Here is a 17,816-nt window from a genome sequence, read left to right as displayed (position 1 = left end):
CATTCAATTATTTGATTATTGTTAAAATTTAGACTAACTTAACTCTGAAAATATATAATTATGACAAAATACTACTTAATATTATTTTTCTCTAGTTTGTTCGTTTTATTTGGATGCAATGAAGATGAACCTGAAAATGAGCCTGCACTCAAAGCACGGGTAAATGTTACACCAACCTACCAAGGTAATCCTATTTCATTCAACGAAAAATATACAACCCAAGAGGGTTACACAATATCGTACACCAAAATTAATTTTATTGTTACTCGATTTAGAAACAATGGAAAGCAACTTTTTGAATCTGCTGTTTACAAATTTGAAGATGATCAAAAACTACTTTGGGAAGGAGTTGGGGATTACACCAATTTCAATTCTTTTACAGCAATCATGGGAGTTGATTCTACACAGAATCATGAAGATCCATCGGCAAGAGATGCGAATGATCCTTTATTTATTTTAAACTCGGGGGATATGCATTGGGGTTGGAACACTGGATATATTTTTGTAATGTTGGAAGGGAAAGCCGATACAACTGCAAATCAAACTGGACAAAATCTCATGAATTTTTCCTACCACATTGGAAATGATCAACTCACACGTGAATTTTCTTTTAACAATTTACAGTGGTCAAAAGTGAATAATTACTTATACGAAACAAATTTAAAGGTTGATTTGTATAAAGTTTTTGATGGAGATGTAAATGATGTCGATATCAAAAATGAACGATCATCACATACCAATCCTGATCAAATTGCTTTGAGTGAAAAAATAATGGACAACTTTATGAATGCTTTTTATAAATAACAAATGAAATATTGGATCTACATTTTCTTATTAATCGCATTTTTTTCTTGTAAAAAAGATAAGGTAAATATGTCGGTTACACCCTATGAATTGGAAATACCAAGTCATTTCCCCGCAATGCCGATCCCGGAGGATAATCCAATGACAGTTGAAGGAGTGGAACTTGGTAGACAATTATTTTATGACAAAAGATTAAGTAGAGACAATTCCATTTCGTGTGCATCATGTCACCATCAAGAACACAATTTCTCTGATCCAAATCAATTCTCAATTGGTGTAGATGGACAAATAGGTGTACGTCAATCTATGGCACTTGTTAACTTAGGATGGCAAAGTGCATTCTTTTGGGATGGTCGGGCAGAAACGCTTGAGGAGCAGATTTTCCACCCTGTTGTTGACCCAGTGGAGATGGATCAAAGTTGGGATGTAACTATTCAAAAGATTCAAGAAGTAGACCATTATCAGAATGAATTCTATAGGGTTTTTGAAGTTACAGAAATTGACTCAACCCATGTATCTAAAGCAATTGCACAGTTTTTAAGAACACTCATCTCTGGTCAGGCCAAATACGATGTAATGTACAAATACCGCAACAGCTTACCTTTAAATGCATTTGAACAAAATCTTTTTAACGAAATAACCAATGAAGAATGGGCGGGTATGGATTTGTTTTTCAGTTTAACAGGTGGGGATTGTTTGCACTGTCATGATGGTCCGCTTATAGAAATACCTGGCTTGTTTTCCAACAATGGTTTAGACGATGAGTTTCCAGACATAGGCAGAATGATTGTTACCGGGAATGCCAACGACAAAGGAAAATTTAAAGTTCCTACCCTCAGAAATATTGAATACTCTGCGCCATACATGCACGATGGGCGGTTTGCAACACTAGACGAGGTGATTAATCACTATTCATTTGAGGTAACGGAAAGTTCAACTATAGACCCAATGATGGAGTTTTCACACCAAGGAGGAGTTCAATTAGACATGCAAGAACATCAATTGTTACGTGCATTTTTAAAAACATTCACGGATGAACAATTCTTAAACAATCCTGACTTTAAAAACCCGAACAATAATTAGTTATATTCTTTCCCTTGCTTTTTCATTATAACCCGAATGATTCACCAACCTTAACCTTTAAAGACAAAATCGTCTGCCAACCAACGCCTTAACCGTGTTTCCTGTAAAGTTTGAAAACCACAATTTTGGGTACTTGTGTATTTGTAAGATTTTGATTTATTCGTCGTTACAAACCCCGCGAAATATACATATATTACTTTAGGTCTTGTGCCTAGAATAGATTTAAGATTTAACGTATGAAGCGAGCCTGCGAGCTCAACGGCCAAAGGAGTTAATAATCTGGGATAAGACTATGAAATGCGGCTTATTTTTAGTTTATTTGCTATAATTACAAATATTCATGGAAGACCGCAGAAGACTCTCAGCAGAAGAAAAAGCATTAAAAATTAATCTTAAAGCCGACATTTACGGTTCATTTTCCGAAATTGGCGCAGGACAAGAAGTTGTCGCCAATTTTTTTAGAGCAGGTGGAAGCTCAGGAACGATAGCATTCTCTCATTCTGCCTACGACATGAAGGTTTCGGATAGTATTTATGGAAAAGCTAAACGTTACGTTTGTGAAGAACGGCTTCAAACCATGTTAAAACATGAATTTGAAACGGTAACATCAAGTTTATCTGAAAGAAAAGAACATACCCGATTTTTTGCATTTTGCAATACAGTAGAATCTTTAAACTATCACAAAACCAATCAGGGACAAGGATGGGTTGGATTGAAATTCCAGATAAAACCAAATACAAAACCAAATAACATTATCCTGCACGTAAAAATGCATGATCAAAACAATAGGGCGCAACAAGAAGCGTTAGGCATCTTAGGTGTGAACCTTATTCATGCAGCTTATTTCCACGCTACTGGTGAAATGGATTACTTTATCAATAGTTTAGTACATCACTTACCCAAAGACAGAATAGAGATTGACATGTTGAATGTTGAGGGGCCAGATTTTGAACAAATAGACAATCGAATTCTTGCATTAAACTTAGTGAAGCGTGGCATTACTGAAGCTACTATGTTCGATCAAACGGGCCGTGTACTACAACCTGCTAGTAATCTTTACAAAAAAATATCTTGTTGATGCGTGGACGTTTTAGACCCGTAACTAAGGTTAACATTGATATGCTACGCAGTGCACGAGAACAATTCTCGGCAGATGAAGAGGTCAAGAAAGAAAATGTTCGTGAAATATTTGAGTTAACACTTCAAGACCTTACTTCTGGAGGACAAATTTCTGATAAAGACTTTGTTGACCGTGCAGAGTTACTAGGCGCACTTGGTCACACCGTAATGATTTCCAACTACCTAAGGTATTACGAAATGGTAGACTACCTTAGTGAGATATCAAAAGGATACAAAATGGGAGTTATTTTAGGAATTTATAATATTCACAATATTTTCGATGAGAAATATTATACACATTTGAACGGTGGATTATTAGAGGCTTTTGGTAAAGGTTTTGGAAGAAATGCAAAACTCTATATCTACCCAGCAATTAACTATAATAACGGCGAACTTTATGAATTTAAAGATGTAATTGTACCTGAACACCTAAAAGGCTTGTTGCAATACATGATCGATAATGACAAAATTGAAGGCCTTAAGAAATTTGATTACAATCTACTTAACATTAGTGCAGACGAAGTATTAGCCAAGATTACACGTCACGAAGATGATGAAACTTGGGATGATGATGTTCCTTATCGTGTAGCAATGGCCATAAAATTCATGCGTTTATTTGGTTATACACCAAAAGAAGAACCTGAGCCATTAAAACTATCGAAGGAAATCAATTACAAAGTATAATCAAGTTATTGTACATTTAATTAATAGCAAAGCTCTTACGTATTAGATAACATTAACTTAGGAGTACTCCCTTCGAAATTCACCCCTATAAAAAAGGAGTTTCAAAGGGAGTATTATGATTAATCTTCCTTTCGACTTCTTTTCATCTGTTCAATTTTATCTTTTAATGATAATACATCTGTATCATCGATAGGCTTTTTAACCTCCTGACCTTCAACTTTATTGGATTTGTCATGTCGCTTTTCCGATCTATCCTCGTCTTTAGCATTATCCTTTTTATTTTCTTCAGAGGTGTTTTCTGAAATCGTTTTATATTTACTTAAAAACTTTGGTTTTTGTCCATATTTGGATGCACCTAATTTTGGTTTATCAGGTTTTTTTGCTGTATTTTCAGATGAAGAAGCAGTTGCTGAGGCATCAATATTCTTTTCAGTTGCATCTGTTTTATCCTTGTTTCTGTCTGTTGACAAATATGCTGATTGAGAACTACCATACTTCGACGCAGCACTTTTTCTTGACGTTTTGTCCGCGGGAGTTTCCACCGTTTTTCTTCTTGGCGTATACTCCTTTTCAGTTGAAACAGATTCTTTTTGTGTTTCCTCCTGCGTCTCCACTTCAGGTTTTACTGATTCAGGTGTTTCTTCCACTCTTTTGTTTCGGCGAACACCTCTAGGTTTATCAGGAAGGTTTTCTTTGTCCGCTGCAGAATTATCGTACTTCTTCGTTCCTGCAAAAATTTTAAACTGTCTTAAACTACATTCTAAACTTCCGTTATATACTTTAACTTTTTGATTAGGTTTTAATCCTAAGTTTTTCAAGGCATCAATATTTGAAGAAACAACCCAACAGTCATAGCCCAAGAATTTCTGCTTAAAAACATCTCCGAGCCCTGTATAAAGCTCTTGAACCTCCTCTCCCATTCGTTCTCCATACGGCGGATTGCAAATGAGGACACCTTTATCATCTGGCGCCTCCCAATCTAAAGCATCTTTGATTTCCCATTTAATCATATTCCCGATTGGAGCAACACGACTATTTCTTTTTGCCTTTTGAACCATTTCTCCATCAATGTCAGAACCGATAATATCAAAATCTAACTTTACAGGTCTATGGTTACCCTCTTGACGTACCTTCTCCCATGCATCAGCGTCAAAAGACTTAAAGTTTTTAAAAGCGAAATGATTACGTTCAATCATTGCAGGAATATCAGCAGCCCATAATGCAGCTTCAATTGCAATGGTACCAGAACCACACATTGGATCAATTAAGGTTGACTTCTTATCCCAACCAGAAAGGCGTAAAATTCCAGCAGCTAAAACCTCATTCATTGGTGCTTCACCAACCTCTTGTCTGTACCCTCTTTGAAACAAAGGAACACCGCTAGTATTTAATGAAATAACCACAGACTTTTCTTTGATATACACATCAAACATCACTTGTGGTGCTTTGAGGTTCACATCTGGACGCTTATCATCACATTTATCTCTAAAAACATCTGCAATTGCATCTTTAACCACTAAAAAAGGATATTGAGTATGGCTAAATAGTGTAGAGAAAACAGCACCTTTCACGGCAAAAGTTTTATCGATATCAAAATAAGAAGTCCAATCAATTTTTTTGCTTGTTTGTATAAATCTTCTTCTTTGTGAATGGTAAAAGATTTCACTTTGACCAAAACAGAAATAGCCAAACGACAGCGGTAATTTAGGCGGTACACATCTTCCCACGATCCTTGAAGCTGAACAGCTCGATTAAGTGACTCAACATTGGAATATCCCAATTCTGCTAATTCATCTTTCAGCAATGTTTCAAAACCGTAAAGTGTTTTTACCGTTATTGTTAAATCTTTCATTTTATTTATTTAAATTGTTTAATTAGCGGTAGTTTCCATGAAAAAATGACTGCTAATGTTCTTAGTATAATGATTATTAGTATACTAACCCAAAGAAACCAAGATGTATTTTCAATACCTAAATAATCTCCCGCAAGATAAAAAGAACCACCAATTAAACAGGGAATTGCATAAATTTCATCTTTAAATATCAAAGGTATTTCGTTACACAAAACATCTCTGAGTAGTCCTCCAAAAGTTGCGGTAATCATTCCTAAAAAAACGGCTATCAAAGGAATTTGATCATGTGCAAGTCCTTTTTGAACTCCAATAATGGTAAAGACAGAAATTCCTATGGTATCAAAAATGGATAGTGTTCGTCGCCAATACCGTAATCTACCACGAAAAAGAATTGCAAAAGAAGCACCTCCAATAACCACAAGAATTTGATAAAAAGAGGTCATCCAGGCCACATCAACGTTAAGCAACAAATCTCTTATGGTACCACCCCCCAAGGCAGTAATAAAAGCGATAATATATCCACCCAAAATATCTAAATTTCTATTTGCCGCACTAAGCACACCACTAATGGCAAATGCAACCAAACCAATATAATCTAAAGCCTCCAGCATTTATAAATTTTCTATAACGGTAAAATCTTCTATTTTTGTACAAATTAACTCATTTAAATAGAGCTTGAAACACAAGATTATACTTTTTTTATTTGTTTTTTCAATCTTTTGCACAAAAAACACAGTAGCACAGCGAGTAGGTGTGGTATTAAGTGGCGGTGGTGCAACAGGATTGGCGCATATTGGTGTGTTAAAAGCATTAGAAGAAGCACAAATTCCTATAGAGTATATTGCTGGCACAAGCGCTGGAGCATTAATAGGTGCGTTATATGCATCAGGTTATTCTCCAGAAGAGATTGAAGCATATATTCTTTCAGACCATTTTGATAAAATGACTTCAGGCGCTGTAACTAAAGAAGAAAGGTTTTTACTGAGAGAAAAAGATGAAGACGCATCGATGCTGAATTTTAATTTTGCCCAGGATAGTGTTTTTAAAAAATCGTTACCTACAAATTTTCTTACGCCTGCCTATTTAGATTTTGAAACATTGCACCTGATTGGCCATACAGGTGCTAGTGTAGAAAATGATTTCGATTCTTTATTTATTCCTTTTCGATGTGTGGCTGCCGATATATACCAAAAAGAAAGTGTTATATTTAGCAAAGGAAACCTTAATGCAGCCGTTAGGGCATCTATGACTTATCCTTTTTATGTTAATCCTATTCGGATTGATGGGAAACTCTTTTTTGATGGCGGCTTATATAATAACTTTCCTGCCGATGTTCTTTACGAAGAATTTCCTGTTGATTACATAATTGGAAGTAACGTATCTTTAAACGCTGCTCCACCATCCGAAGATGACATAATCAGTCAAATTACCACCATGTTTGTTCAAAAAACAAACTTTGAATTACCTTGTAATTACGGAATCATTATTGAACCTAAAATTGGTATTGGGACTTTTGAATTTGATGCTGCAGAAGAAGCAATTCAATCGGGATACGATGAAACATTAAAACATTTGGATAGCATCAAATTACACGTTAATAAAAAAGTTAGTGTAAACGAAGTAAGTAATCAAAGAAAGAAATTTAGAGAACAAATAGAACCCATCAATGTCAAAAGTTTAGAAGTTTCCTCTTTCTCCTCTACCGATGTTTCTTTCGTAGAGAAAGAATTCATAAAAGACTCTATAGTTACACCACTCAACTATGACGCGCTTCAAAAGAAATATTACCGCGCTTATGCAACACCACAAATAAAATATATCTACCCAACTTTAGAAAAAATAAGTGACTCTACCCATCAATTAAACTTAGAGGTAACCAAACAAAAACCACTTACATTAAGTGTTGGAGGCCATTTTTCTTCACGTCCAGTAAACACCGCATATATAGGCCTTTCCTATATGGATATTGGAAAAGGAGCAGCTTCGGTGCACGCTGAGTCATATTTTGGAAAGTTTTATGGTTCAACAAAAGCAAAACTAAACTTCGATTTACCTACATATCTTCCAATTCGGATTAGCCCTTATTTTGTCCTCAATCGCTGGGATTACTTCAGAAGTTCCTCTACATTTTTTGAGGATATTAAACCTTCTTATCTCTTACAAAACGAAATGTATTACGGTATTAAAGCAGCAATACCCGCAAAAAACAATGGAAGGATTAGTATAGATATTCGGAAATTTGAAAATAAAGATCAGTACTACCAATCTGTAAATTTTACAGAAAGTGATACAGCCGACATCACCAATTTTAAAGGTGAAACAGCGAAGTTGAATTACGAATTAAATACACTAAACAGAAAACAATGGGCTTCGAGTGGTAGTTTGTTAAAAGCTAGTTTTAGATATGTACAAGGTAAAGAGCAAAGTACAGCTGGAAATACTTCTTCAAACGATTATGATTTAAGAAAATTTCATCGATGGATTAGCTTTGCTTTAGAAGGCAGAAAGTATTTTAAAATGAATTCGTTTTTCAAAATTGGTATTTATGGAAAAGCCGTCTTTAATTCACAATCTCTATTCTCTAACTATACGGCTTCTGTTCTTGCCACTTCTGAGTTTTCTCCACTCCCAGATAGTAGAACTTTATTTATGGAGGAATATCGCGCACCTCAATATATTGGCGGAGGATTAAACTTAATCTTTAATTACAGTAAGTTCCTTGAATTTAGAATCGACCCGTATTTTTTCCAACCGTTTAGACAGATTATCAAATTAAACAACAATGATAATTTTGGGTATTCAGACCTACTAAAAGAAGGTATACCAATGGCAGGCGCATCTATCATCTTCCACTCTCCTATAGGTCCTTTGCGCTTATCAACAAATTTCTTTCCCAACCAAACTAAACCGTTTTCTGCGCAGTTAAGTTTTGGTTACATCATATTTAATGAACGCTCTATTCGTTAAAAGAAACTAGAATTTATCCTTTCTAATGATTACTTTTGTAAAAACGTTTTTATGATATTACCAATTGTAGCATACGGAGATCCAGTATTAAAACAAGAAGGAGAAGAGATAGAAAAAGACTACGAAGGTCTTGAACAACTTATTGAAAACATGTGGGAAACCATGTATAATGCACGAGGTGTAGGTCTTGCAGCACCACAAATTGGCAAGTCAATAAGATTGTTTATTGTTGACGCTTCTCCATTTGCTGATGATGCGGCGGAAGGAGAACCAGATCCAAAAGCCGAAGGTTTAGAAGGTTTTAAAAAAGTTTTTATTAATCCAATAATTGAAGAAGAAGGTGAGGAATGGGCTTTTGAAGAAGGATGCTTGTCTATTCCTACTGTGCGCGAAGACGTTTATCGAAAAGAAAAAATTACCATCACCTATTTTGATGAAGATTTTAACTTTCATGAAGAAACGTATGACGGCTATGCTGCTCGCATCATTCAACATGAATATGATCATATTGATGGTATTCTATTTACAGACCACTTATCGATTTTAAAAAAACGATTATTGAATAAAAAGCTTACCAATATTGCTAAGGGACAAGTAAATATTGATTACAGAATGAGATTTCCAAAACAAAAAAGAAGAAAATAATGAGAGTGTATATTTTAATTATCGCAGTATTGTTGACATCTTACGCTTGTAATGAAAAAGCGCAAAACAATACCCAAAATGAAGAAATTACGGTAGAAAGTCTAAAAACTTCTATTAAAGAAATGGACGATTCACTTCATGCAATGATGGAAAAAGCAAAAGCATCAGATGATTATAAAATGAATCGAGTTGCATATCATGAAGCCATTAATCGAAATAAAAAGTTTTATGAAACATTTCCTAAAGATCCATACTCAGAAACTGCCCTCAATAAAATTGCAGCTTTGTATTTTCAGCTGAATATTGAAAGTGAATCTGTGAAATGGCGTGATACCTTATTGCATAATTATCCTGAAACACCAAATAAGATTGGAGTTTTAGAACTTCAAATGAATTACTACGACTATAACGAATATGATCCGGAAAAAATTAAGTTTTACGCCAATCAATTACTTGCTATTGAAAATTTACCAGAATCGAAACGTGAACAATATGAATTCCGTTTAGAACATATAGACAAAACATTTGAAGAATTAATTGAATTTCAAATGGAGAACAATGAAAATGAAACAGATGTAAAGCCTAAATAATTGTTGTTAAGGCTTTGTTAAAAAACTCAAAACTTTGAAATTCTTATATATATTTGAACAAGAACTAAATTTAAAATCATGAAAAAATTACTATTTACTTTAAGCATTTTATTTGCAACAGCAATTGGTGCTAACAATTTATTTGCGCAAGCTGCAGTAGAAACGGGAGCAAAAATTGAATTTGAAAAAGAAACACACGACTATGGAACTATAGAACGTTATGCAGATGGAAAGTGTGAATTTGTTTTTAAAAATACGGGTAACGAACCATTAGTTATTTCTAATGCTAAAGGTTCATGTGGATGTACTGTACCTTCATGGCCAAGAGAACCAATCGCACCAGGAGAAACAGGTTCTATCACTGTTAAATACGATACAAAACGTGTAGGTGTAATTGGAAAAAGTGTTACTTTACAATCTAATGCAATCAATGCTCCAACAAAAACAATCCGAATTAAAGGAAATGTTGTTGCTAAACCTTCAGGAGGTGCTCCTGTAAATAATAGTGGTGCACCAGCAAACTAAAAAAATAGATGAAGAACGTTTTTGTACTTCTGATAATAATATTGAATTCCGCAACTGGATTTGCTCAGTTTGCGGAATTTGATTTTATATCAAAAACCACGCATAAGTGGGAGAAAACAAATGAAGGAGAGCAACTCAATCATTACTTCGTCTTTAAAAACATTGGAGATGTTCCTTTGATAATTAACGATGCCATTACCTCATGCAGTTGCACCACAGTAAAAACACCTCAGCATCCGGTCTTACCCAATAAAATGGATTCCATAGGTGTATCTTTTGATACCAACAAAAAATATTACAATCAAAATAGAACGATTCAATTAAAAGCAAATACTAAAAATGACGAACAATTGCGTATTAAAGTCTTTGTAATCCCTAAAGAATAACATTTCCTCTTTTTTATTTATTGAAATTTAGAGGTTAGATTCATTCAATATTTTATCTTCGTAATCACAACAATTTATTATGTCCATTTCTGTAAAGCATTTAACAAAATTCTATGGTGAACAAGCAGCGGTAGATAACATCTCTTTTGAAGCCAAAAACGGAGAGATTTTAGGTTTCTTAGGACCAAATGGTGCAGGAAAATCTACCACAATGAAAATGATTACCAGCTTTATCCCTCCTTCGATGGGAACAATTGAAGTATGCGGAATGAACATAAAGGATAAAGCCATTGAAATACGCAAGAAGATAGGTTATTTGCCAGAGAACAATCCGATATATTTGGACATGTATGTGAAAGAGTATCTTTCTTTTGTTGGTAAAATCTACAAAATTCCTAATCCAAAAGAACGTGTTAAAGAGGTTATACATTTAGTTGGTTTACAAAAAGAACAACATAAAATGGTTGGTCAGCTATCAAAAGGATACCGTCAACGTGTAGGATTAGCTCAGTCTATCATTCATGACCCAGAGGTTTTGATATTGGATGAACCTACCTCCGGATTAGATCCAAATCAATTAACTGAAATCCGTGAGTTAATTAAGAAAATTGGACAAGAGAAGACAGTAATGCTTTCGACGCATATCATGCAAGAGGTTGAAGCAATTTGCGATCGAGTGATTATAATAAATAACGGGAAATTAGTCGCCAATGCGAAAGCAAGCGAACTTCAATCTGATATCAATAGTCAGGTTGTTTTTGTGGAGTTTGACGCAGAAGTTTCTAGAAATAGATTGGCAAAAGTTAAGGATATCGCACAAGTAGAATCCATTTCTAACACCACTTTCTTGGTTAAATCAAATGCTAAAATTGATTTGAGAAAAACAATTGCCGCTTATGCTCAAGAAGAGAACTTGTTGATTTTAACCATTCGTAAAGAAGAGAAGACTTTGGAAGAGGTTTTTAAGGAGTACACGAGGTAATTATGAACCATGAGTGATGAACGATGAATTGGCAGACACCTACAACTACATAAAACCTTGATAATTAAATATTTATTTACTATCTTCTTTTTACTGTTCACCACTTTTTTAGCTATTGGTCAACCAGACACACTCTATTTCACCTCTCATCAAAAGCATACATTTGAATCTATCCTTGATAGTTTCCGAGAGAAAAAGATGGATATTGATGAAATATATCTAGAAAACAAACGCTTTGATTCATTGATTAGAATAATAGATAAAATGAATGATTCAAGACGCTCTACCTTCGAGGATAAAGATTCCATATATCGTATAGCAAAGACAATATATCCTTACAGCTGGAAAGTCTCTTTTTGGGAAGATCCTACAAGATGCTTTTTTGGAAACGATATAATTGAGCGTACACAGGAACGACTTAGAGACTTTTGCAAGTTAAGCAGCCATTTGAGATTGAACGGTATAAATGATGGGCTATCAAAAAAACAACTCTATCAAGTACACGAGCAGCAAATGGATGGTTATTTAATAAGACTAAAACATGCATCTCAATTCATTGATACAAATCTTGAGGGACGATTATGGGCACATTTATATTTTGACTCACTTGAAAAAACTCACATAACAATAATAGACGAACAAAAATAAAGTCATCCCACCCTTCTCCGCGAAGCTCTGTGAAAACAACCTGAGCGAAGCGAGCACCAAACAGAATTCATAATTCATAATTATCTAAAGTACAATCTTCCTACTTTTTTCCATCGCGTGTTGTGCGAAGTCTTCTCCAACTGAGGTTTTGTAATCGTAGATATAGTCGACATTGAGGTTTTCAAATATTTCTTTTTCATCATCGTAATGACAAATTGCAGCTATTTTGAATTCTCTTTCTTTCATTTTGTTGATCTGCTTCATGGTATTATGATTTGAGGCATAATCGCTCATTGCTAACACTACAACATCTACTTTTTCCCAATTAGATTCATCCCAAAAGTCTCTATCTGTCGAATCTCCCCAAACAACATTGTTACCTTCTTTTTTTAATTGATTGACTTTGTCGCCATTATAATCAACACCTATTACACTATTCGGAAAACTTTCCTTTAAATGAAAATAAGCTGGCAAACCAATGCTTCCCAAACCAATAACTACATATTTTGCTGCGCCATCAATTTGCGCCTGTTTGTCAATTTCTTTAGAGGTTCTATTCCATTTCGTTAATTTAACTTGATATTTTTCGAATAATTCGTAAGATCTAGCAACAAAAGGTGAAGAAATAAGGAAAGATAAACTCATAAAAACAGCCAAGGTAGTTAACCAATCGCTATCAATCATCCCATTTGAAACAGCTACAGCTCCAACGATGAGGCCGAATTCACTGTAATTAGATAAGTGCAAGGAAGTCAGGAAATTTGTTCTGGCCCTTAGTTGAAAAAAAGAAAAGATTTGAATAAATAGCCAACCTTTAAAAATGACAAAAGTAAGTAAACAAACAGCAACAATAACACTCCCTAGTGTTGGCATTCCGGCCAAACCAATATTGATAAAGAAGCCAATTAGAAAAAAATCTTTATATCCAGACATTCGATCATAAAGTTCTTCTTTTCGCGGGTGATTAACGAGTAACATTCCAATAATCAATGCACCCAGATCATATTTTAAATCTACCAAATCAAAGGCTAAGGCACCTGCAATTAATGGCGCAAAGAAGCCAAAAACTGTAAGTAACTCTCCATGACCAGCTTTATCCAAAAGTCGATCAAGAATTAGCTTAACCAAATACAAATAAAGCGGCAGTGCCAAAACCCATACAGTCGGCAAAACACTTTTTGAAATGGTAAGAAAAATCACAGCAAAAATATCTTGAACAACCAAAATCCCAATGGCAAATCTACCGTGCCTTGAGGTTATTTCCCCACGCTCTTCAAGGGATTTAACAATGAAAACTGTACTTGAAAAACTAAGTGCAAATCCTACGGTCATTGCCGATTCTAGCGACATATCAGCAAAATACTGAACCCCCAATATACTTACACCGAAAATCACCCCACCAATTGTTAATGTTGTGATTATTATATGTGTTGAAGCAGTGATCCATATTTCGGGTTTAATCAATTGCTTAATTTTAATTTTAAGTCCGATTGTAAATAAAAGCAACGTTATACCTAGATCAGATAGTGGTCCTAAGATTTGATTTAAATTACCTTCGGTAAAACCAGAGAAAGTCAGAAAAAAACCAGTAGCAAGAAACCCTAATAATGCAGGTAGATTAAATCTTTTCATCAATAGACCACTCAAAAAGGCTAAGGAAAGCCAGATTGCATCAATATAAACTGCATCTAAATCTATTGAACCCATTAAGTAATTTTAAATTCTTTTTTTTGAACTATTTGCTTCACTAACCAACAAAAATAACCTTTGTAATTTAAAACACGAAGTTTTAAAATCGTTTAATCCACCATTTGAAATAAAAATAGGGAATAAACCCACGAAGTAACATCCATGCAATTATTGCATACCAGATAATTTCTATTCCTGGAGAAATATAGTCACCAATTAAAAGAACGGGTAAAAAACCAAATAAAGTGGATATAAATAATACATTACGTAAAAATTTGGCTTTCCCCATACCTTTAAAAACACCGTCTAATGCAAAAGCAAGAGCGTTGACTGGTAAACAAAGTGCAAAAAGTGGTAAAACAAGTGGATAAAAACCCCACACTTTTTCATTATCTATCAGCACCCCCATTATTCCACTGTGAAAAATCATAAGAAGGGCTGAAAGCAAAATAGCAACCACAATACTCAACATTAAATGACGATTCAAATTGCGTTGCATAGCATCTTTATCACACGCACCCAAAAACTTACCTGCCATTGCATTTGCTGAGGTAGCAAAAGCGTCAAGGAAAAAAGCAGAAAACAACCATAAATTAAGCATTACCGCATGTGTTGCTGCTTCAACTGTTCCATAAATATTAGCAAATTTATGGGTAAGCATAAGTGCTACGTTCAACACAACTGTGCGCAAGACCAGGTTCCCTGCAATTAAAAGCAGTTCACGAAAAGCAAAGTTGATCCGCAAACTGTGAATGAGTTTAATACCGGATTTAAACACCAAAAAATAAATGGTTAAAAGAAACATTAAAACTTGCGCCACAAAACTTGCCCAAGCAGCTCCTTCTACTCCCATTGGCGCAACTATATCCCACCAACCAAGCACAAAAATAAAATCAAGTAAAATATTAACAGTACCGCCAATAATCGAAATCACCATGGCCCACCATGTGTTCTGAACTCCTCTAAAAACACCAAAAACAGAAAAGGTTATCAACGTTAAAGGGAAACCTAAAACACGAATATTGAAATATGCCGTTGCATCTTCAAGTATTGCTCCCTTGGCAGATAATACATGCTCAAATATCCATGCTGAAGTAAAATAGGTAATTAACAAAGCGACCACACCAACAATAGCATTGAAATAAATCATCTGCGGAATTAAGCTTGCCATATTACGCATTCGAAAAGAACCATACGCTTGAGAGACCACCGCCGAAATGGCACTTTTCATTTGGGCAAAAATCCAAACTAAAGCCGATATAAGACTCCCAGCGATTCCAACTGCTGCTACAGCAGATAAATTTTCATTACTTTCTGAAAAATTATTATAACCAATATTGCCTACGACAGCTAAATCGGTAAGTGAAAGAACAGGCTCTACAATCCCACCAAGCATTGCAGGGAGGGCTAAGTTCCAAATTGATCGATATGTGGGTAGCTTTTGAATTGTACTTTTTTTGCAAATATATCCTTAATATAAGGATAACACAGCACAGTAGTAAAAATAATAGTTTGAAAAAGAAAAAATCAAAAAATACCTTTCAGACTTTCAACCACTTACCATTACACGAGCTCCAAACACCTGCTGAAAGTAGAGAATTTCAGAATTCCCTTGTTAAAATTTGTTATATTTGTAATTCGTAATATATACTATACATTAACATTATTACACACACTATACAATTATGAATGCATTTTTTTCTAGAACAGCTAGGGTCTTTTTGGCTATCAACTTATTTTCTTTTTCATTTTTTTCTTACGCCCAAGACGCAGAATACGAATGGGTAGAAACAACTGGTGTTTCTAGTGGTGGTTCAAACAACGAACAAACCCACGATGTAGCCGTCGATGGAAATAACAATGTTTACGCTATTGGAAATAAAGGTGGGGCTATAAATTTCTGGAATGGTAACTTTATAAGCAATACACACAAAGGTCAATCCGATATATGGATAACCAAATTTGATGAAAATCAAATTTTTCAATGGACGACAAATATCGGTGGTAGTGGAATTGATGATGGATATTCTATAGATGTAGATGCTGCGGGAAATATATATGTTACAGGACAGTTTCAAAGAACAACGGGAGGTTGTGAGTTTGGGTATGCAGGTTTTAGTTCTACGCCATTCGCAACTATCAATAGTTCAGGGAATAACATTGGTTTTGTAGCTAAAATAAACACCACTGGAACCTGGCAATGGGTAAAGACTTTTGAAGGAGGAACGTGCTTTCCTTATTCTATTTCTGTAGATCCGAATGGGAATGTTTACACTACAGGAAGATTTACTGGAACAGTAGATTTTGACCCGGGTGCAGGAACAAACAACCTCACAAATTCAGGATATAGTAACGATGCGTTTATTTCTAAACTAGACAATAACGGAAATCATATTTGGACGAGTCAGTTTGGTGCTCCAGGTGGAAGCAACTTTAATGACGTAATGGGAAGATCAATCACTTCTGATGCAAGCCATGTTTATGTAAAAGGATATTTTAAAGGAACGGTTGATTTTAAATCTTCAGGGGATTTCAGTTCAAAAAACCTTACTGGTTCTACCTCTTATTTCGGTGATTATTTCGTAATTAAAGTTGACAATGGAGGTACAAGCACCAAATGGGCACATCACATTTCTCGATCTGGAGCTAATGCATATACCCAAGGTCGTTCTATAGCTTTAGGAAGTGATGGAGTTTATGTAACAGGAGAACAAGGTTCACAAGCCTTTGTAGCAAAATTATCAAATGGTAATTTTAGCACTTCCCAAACGTGGTTGAAAAATTACGGCTCTAACTCGCAAGGACAAGCTTTAACCGTTGATGGTAGTAACAATGTGTTTATTACTGGAAACTTTGGTGGAACTGTTGATTTCGATCCGAATTCTGGTACGCAAAGTTTATCGGCTGCTGGTACGAAGGATGTTTTTATTAGCTGTTTAGATTTAAATGGAAACTATGTTTTTGCCAAGCAATTAGGCGGTACAAGCACCAACAACAATGGTATGGGCATTCAGTTAGGAACAAATGGAGAAATTTATTCTGGTGGATGGTTTACCAACACCACAGATTTCGACCCAGGAACAGGTGTGGAAAATAGAACTTCAGAAGGAAGTAGAGATTTATACATTCATAAAATGCATGAAAAATCATGTAGTCCTGTTTATGGAACAGATACACAAGCAGCTTGTGGTAGCTTTCTTTGGATAGATGGAAACTCTTATACCTCAAGTAACAACACCGCAACACACACTATCCCAGGTGGGGCTATAAACGGATGTGATTCAATCGTAACTTTAGATTTAACTATGCCTGGACCAAATGCTTCAGGAATTGACACAAGAACGGAATGTGCTCCATTCACTTGGATTGATGGAAATACTTACAATTCTGATAACAATACTGCAACCCATACAATTACAGGAGGAGCAGCAAACGGTTGTGATTCTATTGTAACTTTAGATTTAACCATCGATGGAACGGTTGATAATACTACAGATACCAGAACTGAATGTGCGCCATTTACTTGGATTGACGGAAATACTTACAATTCTGATAACAATACTGCAACGCATACTTTAACCAATCAAGCAGGTTGTGATTCAATCGTAACTTTAAATCTAACCATTGATGGAACAGTAGACAATACAACTGACACACGAACGGAATGTGCGCCATTCACTTGGATTGACGGAAATACTTACAATTCTGATGAGAACGCGGCAACATTCACGCTTACCAATCAAGCAGGTTGCGATTCCATTGTGACTTTAAATCTAACGATTGACGGAACAGTAGACAATACAACTGATACACGAACGGAATGTGCTCCATTCACTTGGATT

Annotated in this window: 17 protein-coding genes; 12 read left to right on the top strand and 5 right to left on the bottom strand. The window is 35.1% G+C overall.

What is annotated here, in order from left to right:
• Window positions 1–60 precede the first annotated feature (60 nt).
• The 4 genes from CW751_RS14305 (at window position 61) to CW751_RS14290 (ending at window position 3,690) form a co-directional block, all read left to right on the top strand.
• Window positions 61–804 (top strand): MbnP family protein, encoded by a 744-nt coding sequence (locus tag CW751_RS14305; RefSeq protein WP_101335711.1) that lies wholly within the window; start codon window positions 61–63, stop codon window positions 802–804.
• 3 nt (window positions 805–807) lie between these two features.
• Window positions 808–1,887 carry a cytochrome-c peroxidase gene (locus CW751_RS14300; protein ID WP_205677843.1) on the top strand — a complete coding sequence of 360 codons (1,080 nt, stop codon included), beginning with the start codon at window positions 808–810 and terminating at the stop codon, window positions 1,885–1,887.
• A gap of 340 nt (window positions 1,888–2,227) precedes the next feature.
• Window positions 2,228–2,965: a hypothetical protein gene (locus CW751_RS14295; RefSeq protein WP_101335710.1), complete on the top strand. Its 738-nt coding sequence runs from the start codon at window positions 2,228–2,230 to the stop codon at window positions 2,963–2,965.
• Entirely contained in the window at window positions 2,965–3,690 is a 726-nt protein-coding gene (locus CW751_RS14290; RefSeq protein ID WP_101335709.1) for a hypothetical protein, read from the top strand. The genes CW751_RS14295 and CW751_RS14290 overlap by 1 nt, the downstream gene beginning before the upstream one ends.
• A gap of 119 nt (window positions 3,691–3,809) precedes the next feature.
• Here CW751_RS14290 and CW751_RS14285 read toward each other — a convergent pair whose 3' ends face one another.
• Genes CW751_RS14285 through CW751_RS14275 form a run of 3 tightly spaced genes read right to left on the bottom strand, consistent with a single transcriptional unit; the run spans window position 3,810 to window position 6,153 of the window.
• Complete coding sequence (locus CW751_RS14285) at window positions 3,810–5,261, bottom strand: THUMP domain-containing class I SAM-dependent RNA methyltransferase (protein ID WP_101335708.1); 1,452 nt, start codon at window positions 5,259–5,261, stop codon at window positions 3,810–3,812.
• Window positions 5,258–5,542, bottom strand: a complete 285-nt coding sequence (locus CW751_RS14280) for a THUMP domain-containing protein (protein WP_101335707.1) — start codon at window positions 5,540–5,542, stop codon at window positions 5,258–5,260. The genes CW751_RS14285 and CW751_RS14280 overlap by 4 nt, the downstream gene beginning before the upstream one ends.
• Window positions 5,543–5,547: 5 nt before the next feature.
• Window positions 5,548–6,153, bottom strand: a complete 606-nt coding sequence (locus tag CW751_RS14275) for a trimeric intracellular cation channel family protein (RefSeq protein ID WP_101335706.1) — start codon at window positions 6,151–6,153, stop codon at window positions 5,548–5,550.
• 142 nt (window positions 6,154–6,295) lie between these two features.
• On the opposite strand from CW751_RS14275, the gene CW751_RS14270 reads away from it, so the two are divergent.
• The 7 genes from CW751_RS14270 (at window position 6,296) to CW751_RS14240 (ending at window position 12,285) form a co-directional block, all read left to right on the top strand.
• Window positions 6,296–8,509, top strand: coding sequence for a patatin-like phospholipase family protein (locus tag CW751_RS14270; RefSeq protein WP_205677842.1), 2,214 nt, complete (start codon window positions 6,296–6,298; stop codon window positions 8,507–8,509).
• Window positions 8,510–8,560: 51 nt separating this feature from the next.
• Window positions 8,561–9,154, top strand: a complete 594-nt coding sequence (def, locus tag CW751_RS14265; protein ID WP_101335704.1) for a peptide deformylase — start codon at window positions 8,561–8,563, stop codon at window positions 9,152–9,154.
• A complete protein-coding gene (locus CW751_RS14260) occupies window positions 9,154–9,744 on the top strand; it encodes an outer membrane protein assembly factor BamD (RefSeq protein ID WP_101335703.1) in 591 nt (196 codons plus the stop codon). The genes def and CW751_RS14260 overlap by 1 nt, the downstream gene beginning before the upstream one ends.
• A gap of 78 nt (window positions 9,745–9,822) precedes the next feature.
• Window positions 9,823–10,269, top strand: a complete 447-nt coding sequence (locus CW751_RS14255) for a DUF1573 domain-containing protein (RefSeq protein WP_101335702.1) — start codon at window positions 9,823–9,825, stop codon at window positions 10,267–10,269.
• Window positions 10,270–10,277: 8 nt separating this feature from the next.
• Window positions 10,278–10,655, top strand: coding sequence for a DUF1573 domain-containing protein (locus CW751_RS14250; protein WP_101335701.1), 378 nt, complete (start codon window positions 10,278–10,280; stop codon window positions 10,653–10,655).
• A gap of 79 nt (window positions 10,656–10,734) precedes the next feature.
• Complete coding sequence (gene gldA, locus CW751_RS14245) at window positions 10,735–11,637, top strand: gliding motility-associated ABC transporter ATP-binding subunit GldA (RefSeq protein WP_101335700.1); 903 nt, start codon at window positions 10,735–10,737, stop codon at window positions 11,635–11,637.
• A gap of 57 nt (window positions 11,638–11,694) precedes the next feature.
• The gene (locus CW751_RS14240; RefSeq protein ID WP_133122236.1) at window positions 11,695–12,285 is read left to right on the top strand and encodes a hypothetical protein; all 591 of its coding nucleotides are present in this window, start codon (window positions 11,695–11,697) and stop codon (window positions 12,283–12,285) included.
• An 84-nt stretch (window positions 12,286–12,369) separates the two neighbouring features.
• Here CW751_RS14240 and CW751_RS14235 read toward each other — a convergent pair whose 3' ends face one another.
• Both CW751_RS14235 and CW751_RS14230 read right to left on the bottom strand, forming a co-directional pair.
• Entirely contained in the window at window positions 12,370–13,992 is a 1,623-nt protein-coding gene (locus CW751_RS14235; RefSeq protein ID WP_101335698.1) for a cation:proton antiporter family protein, read from the bottom strand.
• Window positions 13,993–14,074: 82 nt separating this feature from the next.
• The gene (locus CW751_RS14230; protein WP_119782970.1) at window positions 14,075–15,370 is read right to left on the bottom strand and encodes an MATE family efflux transporter; all 1,296 of its coding nucleotides are present in this window, start codon (window positions 15,368–15,370) and stop codon (window positions 14,075–14,077) included.
• Between the two features lie 289 nt (window positions 15,371–15,659).
• Between CW751_RS14230 and CW751_RS14225 the strand changes: the two genes are divergently transcribed.
• Window positions 15,660–17,816: SBBP repeat-containing protein (locus CW751_RS14225; protein ID WP_205677841.1), on the top strand; the 2,157-nt coding region annotated here is incomplete at its 3' end.

Origin of the sequence: Brumimicrobium salinarum (assembly GCF_002844555.1) — a bacterium.
Taxonomy (GTDB): Bacteria; Bacteroidota; Bacteroidia; order Flavobacteriales_D; family Crocinitomicaceae; genus Brumimicrobium; species Brumimicrobium salinarum.
This window is presented reverse-complemented; position numbering and strand designations above follow the sequence as displayed.

What these genes read in the sequence shown, in the direction of transcription:
- CW751_RS14260 (WP_101335703.1), top strand. Translation starts at nt 9,154, where the DNA reads ATGAGAGTGTATATTTTAATTATCGCAGTATTGTTGACATCTTACGCT.
- CW751_RS14280 (WP_101335707.1), bottom strand. Translation starts at nt 5,542, where the DNA reads ATGAAAGATTTAACAATAACGGTAAAAACACTTTACGGTTTTGAAACA.
- CW751_RS14230 (WP_119782970.1), bottom strand. Translation starts at nt 15,370, where the DNA reads ATGCTTGGTGGGATTGTAGAGCCTGTTCTTTCACTTACCGATTTAGCT.
- gldA (WP_101335700.1), top strand. Translation starts at nt 10,735, where the DNA reads ATGTCCATTTCTGTAAAGCATTTAACAAAATTCTATGGTGAACAAGCA.
- CW751_RS14300 (WP_205677843.1), top strand. Translation starts at nt 808, where the DNA reads ATGAAATATTGGATCTACATTTTCTTATTAATCGCATTTTTTTCTTGT.
- CW751_RS14235 (WP_101335698.1), bottom strand. Translation starts at nt 13,992, where the DNA reads ATGGGTTCAATAGATTTAGATGCAGTTTATATTGATGCAATCTGGCTT.
- CW751_RS14290 (WP_101335709.1), top strand. Translation starts at nt 2,965, where the DNA reads ATGCGTGGACGTTTTAGACCCGTAACTAAGGTTAACATTGATATGCTA.
- CW751_RS14305 (WP_101335711.1), top strand. Translation starts at nt 61, where the DNA reads ATGACAAAATACTACTTAATATTATTTTTCTCTAGTTTGTTCGTTTTA.
- CW751_RS14295 (WP_101335710.1), top strand. Translation starts at nt 2,228, where the DNA reads ATGGAAGACCGCAGAAGACTCTCAGCAGAAGAAAAAGCATTAAAAATT.
- CW751_RS14275 (WP_101335706.1), bottom strand. Translation starts at nt 6,153, where the DNA reads ATGCTGGAGGCTTTAGATTATATTGGTTTGGTTGCATTTGCCATTAGT.
- CW751_RS14255 (WP_101335702.1), top strand. Translation starts at nt 9,823, where the DNA reads ATGAAAAAATTACTATTTACTTTAAGCATTTTATTTGCAACAGCAATT.
- CW751_RS14250 (WP_101335701.1), top strand. Translation starts at nt 10,278, where the DNA reads ATGAAGAACGTTTTTGTACTTCTGATAATAATATTGAATTCCGCAACT.
- def (WP_101335704.1), top strand. Translation starts at nt 8,561, where the DNA reads ATGATATTACCAATTGTAGCATACGGAGATCCAGTATTAAAACAAGAA.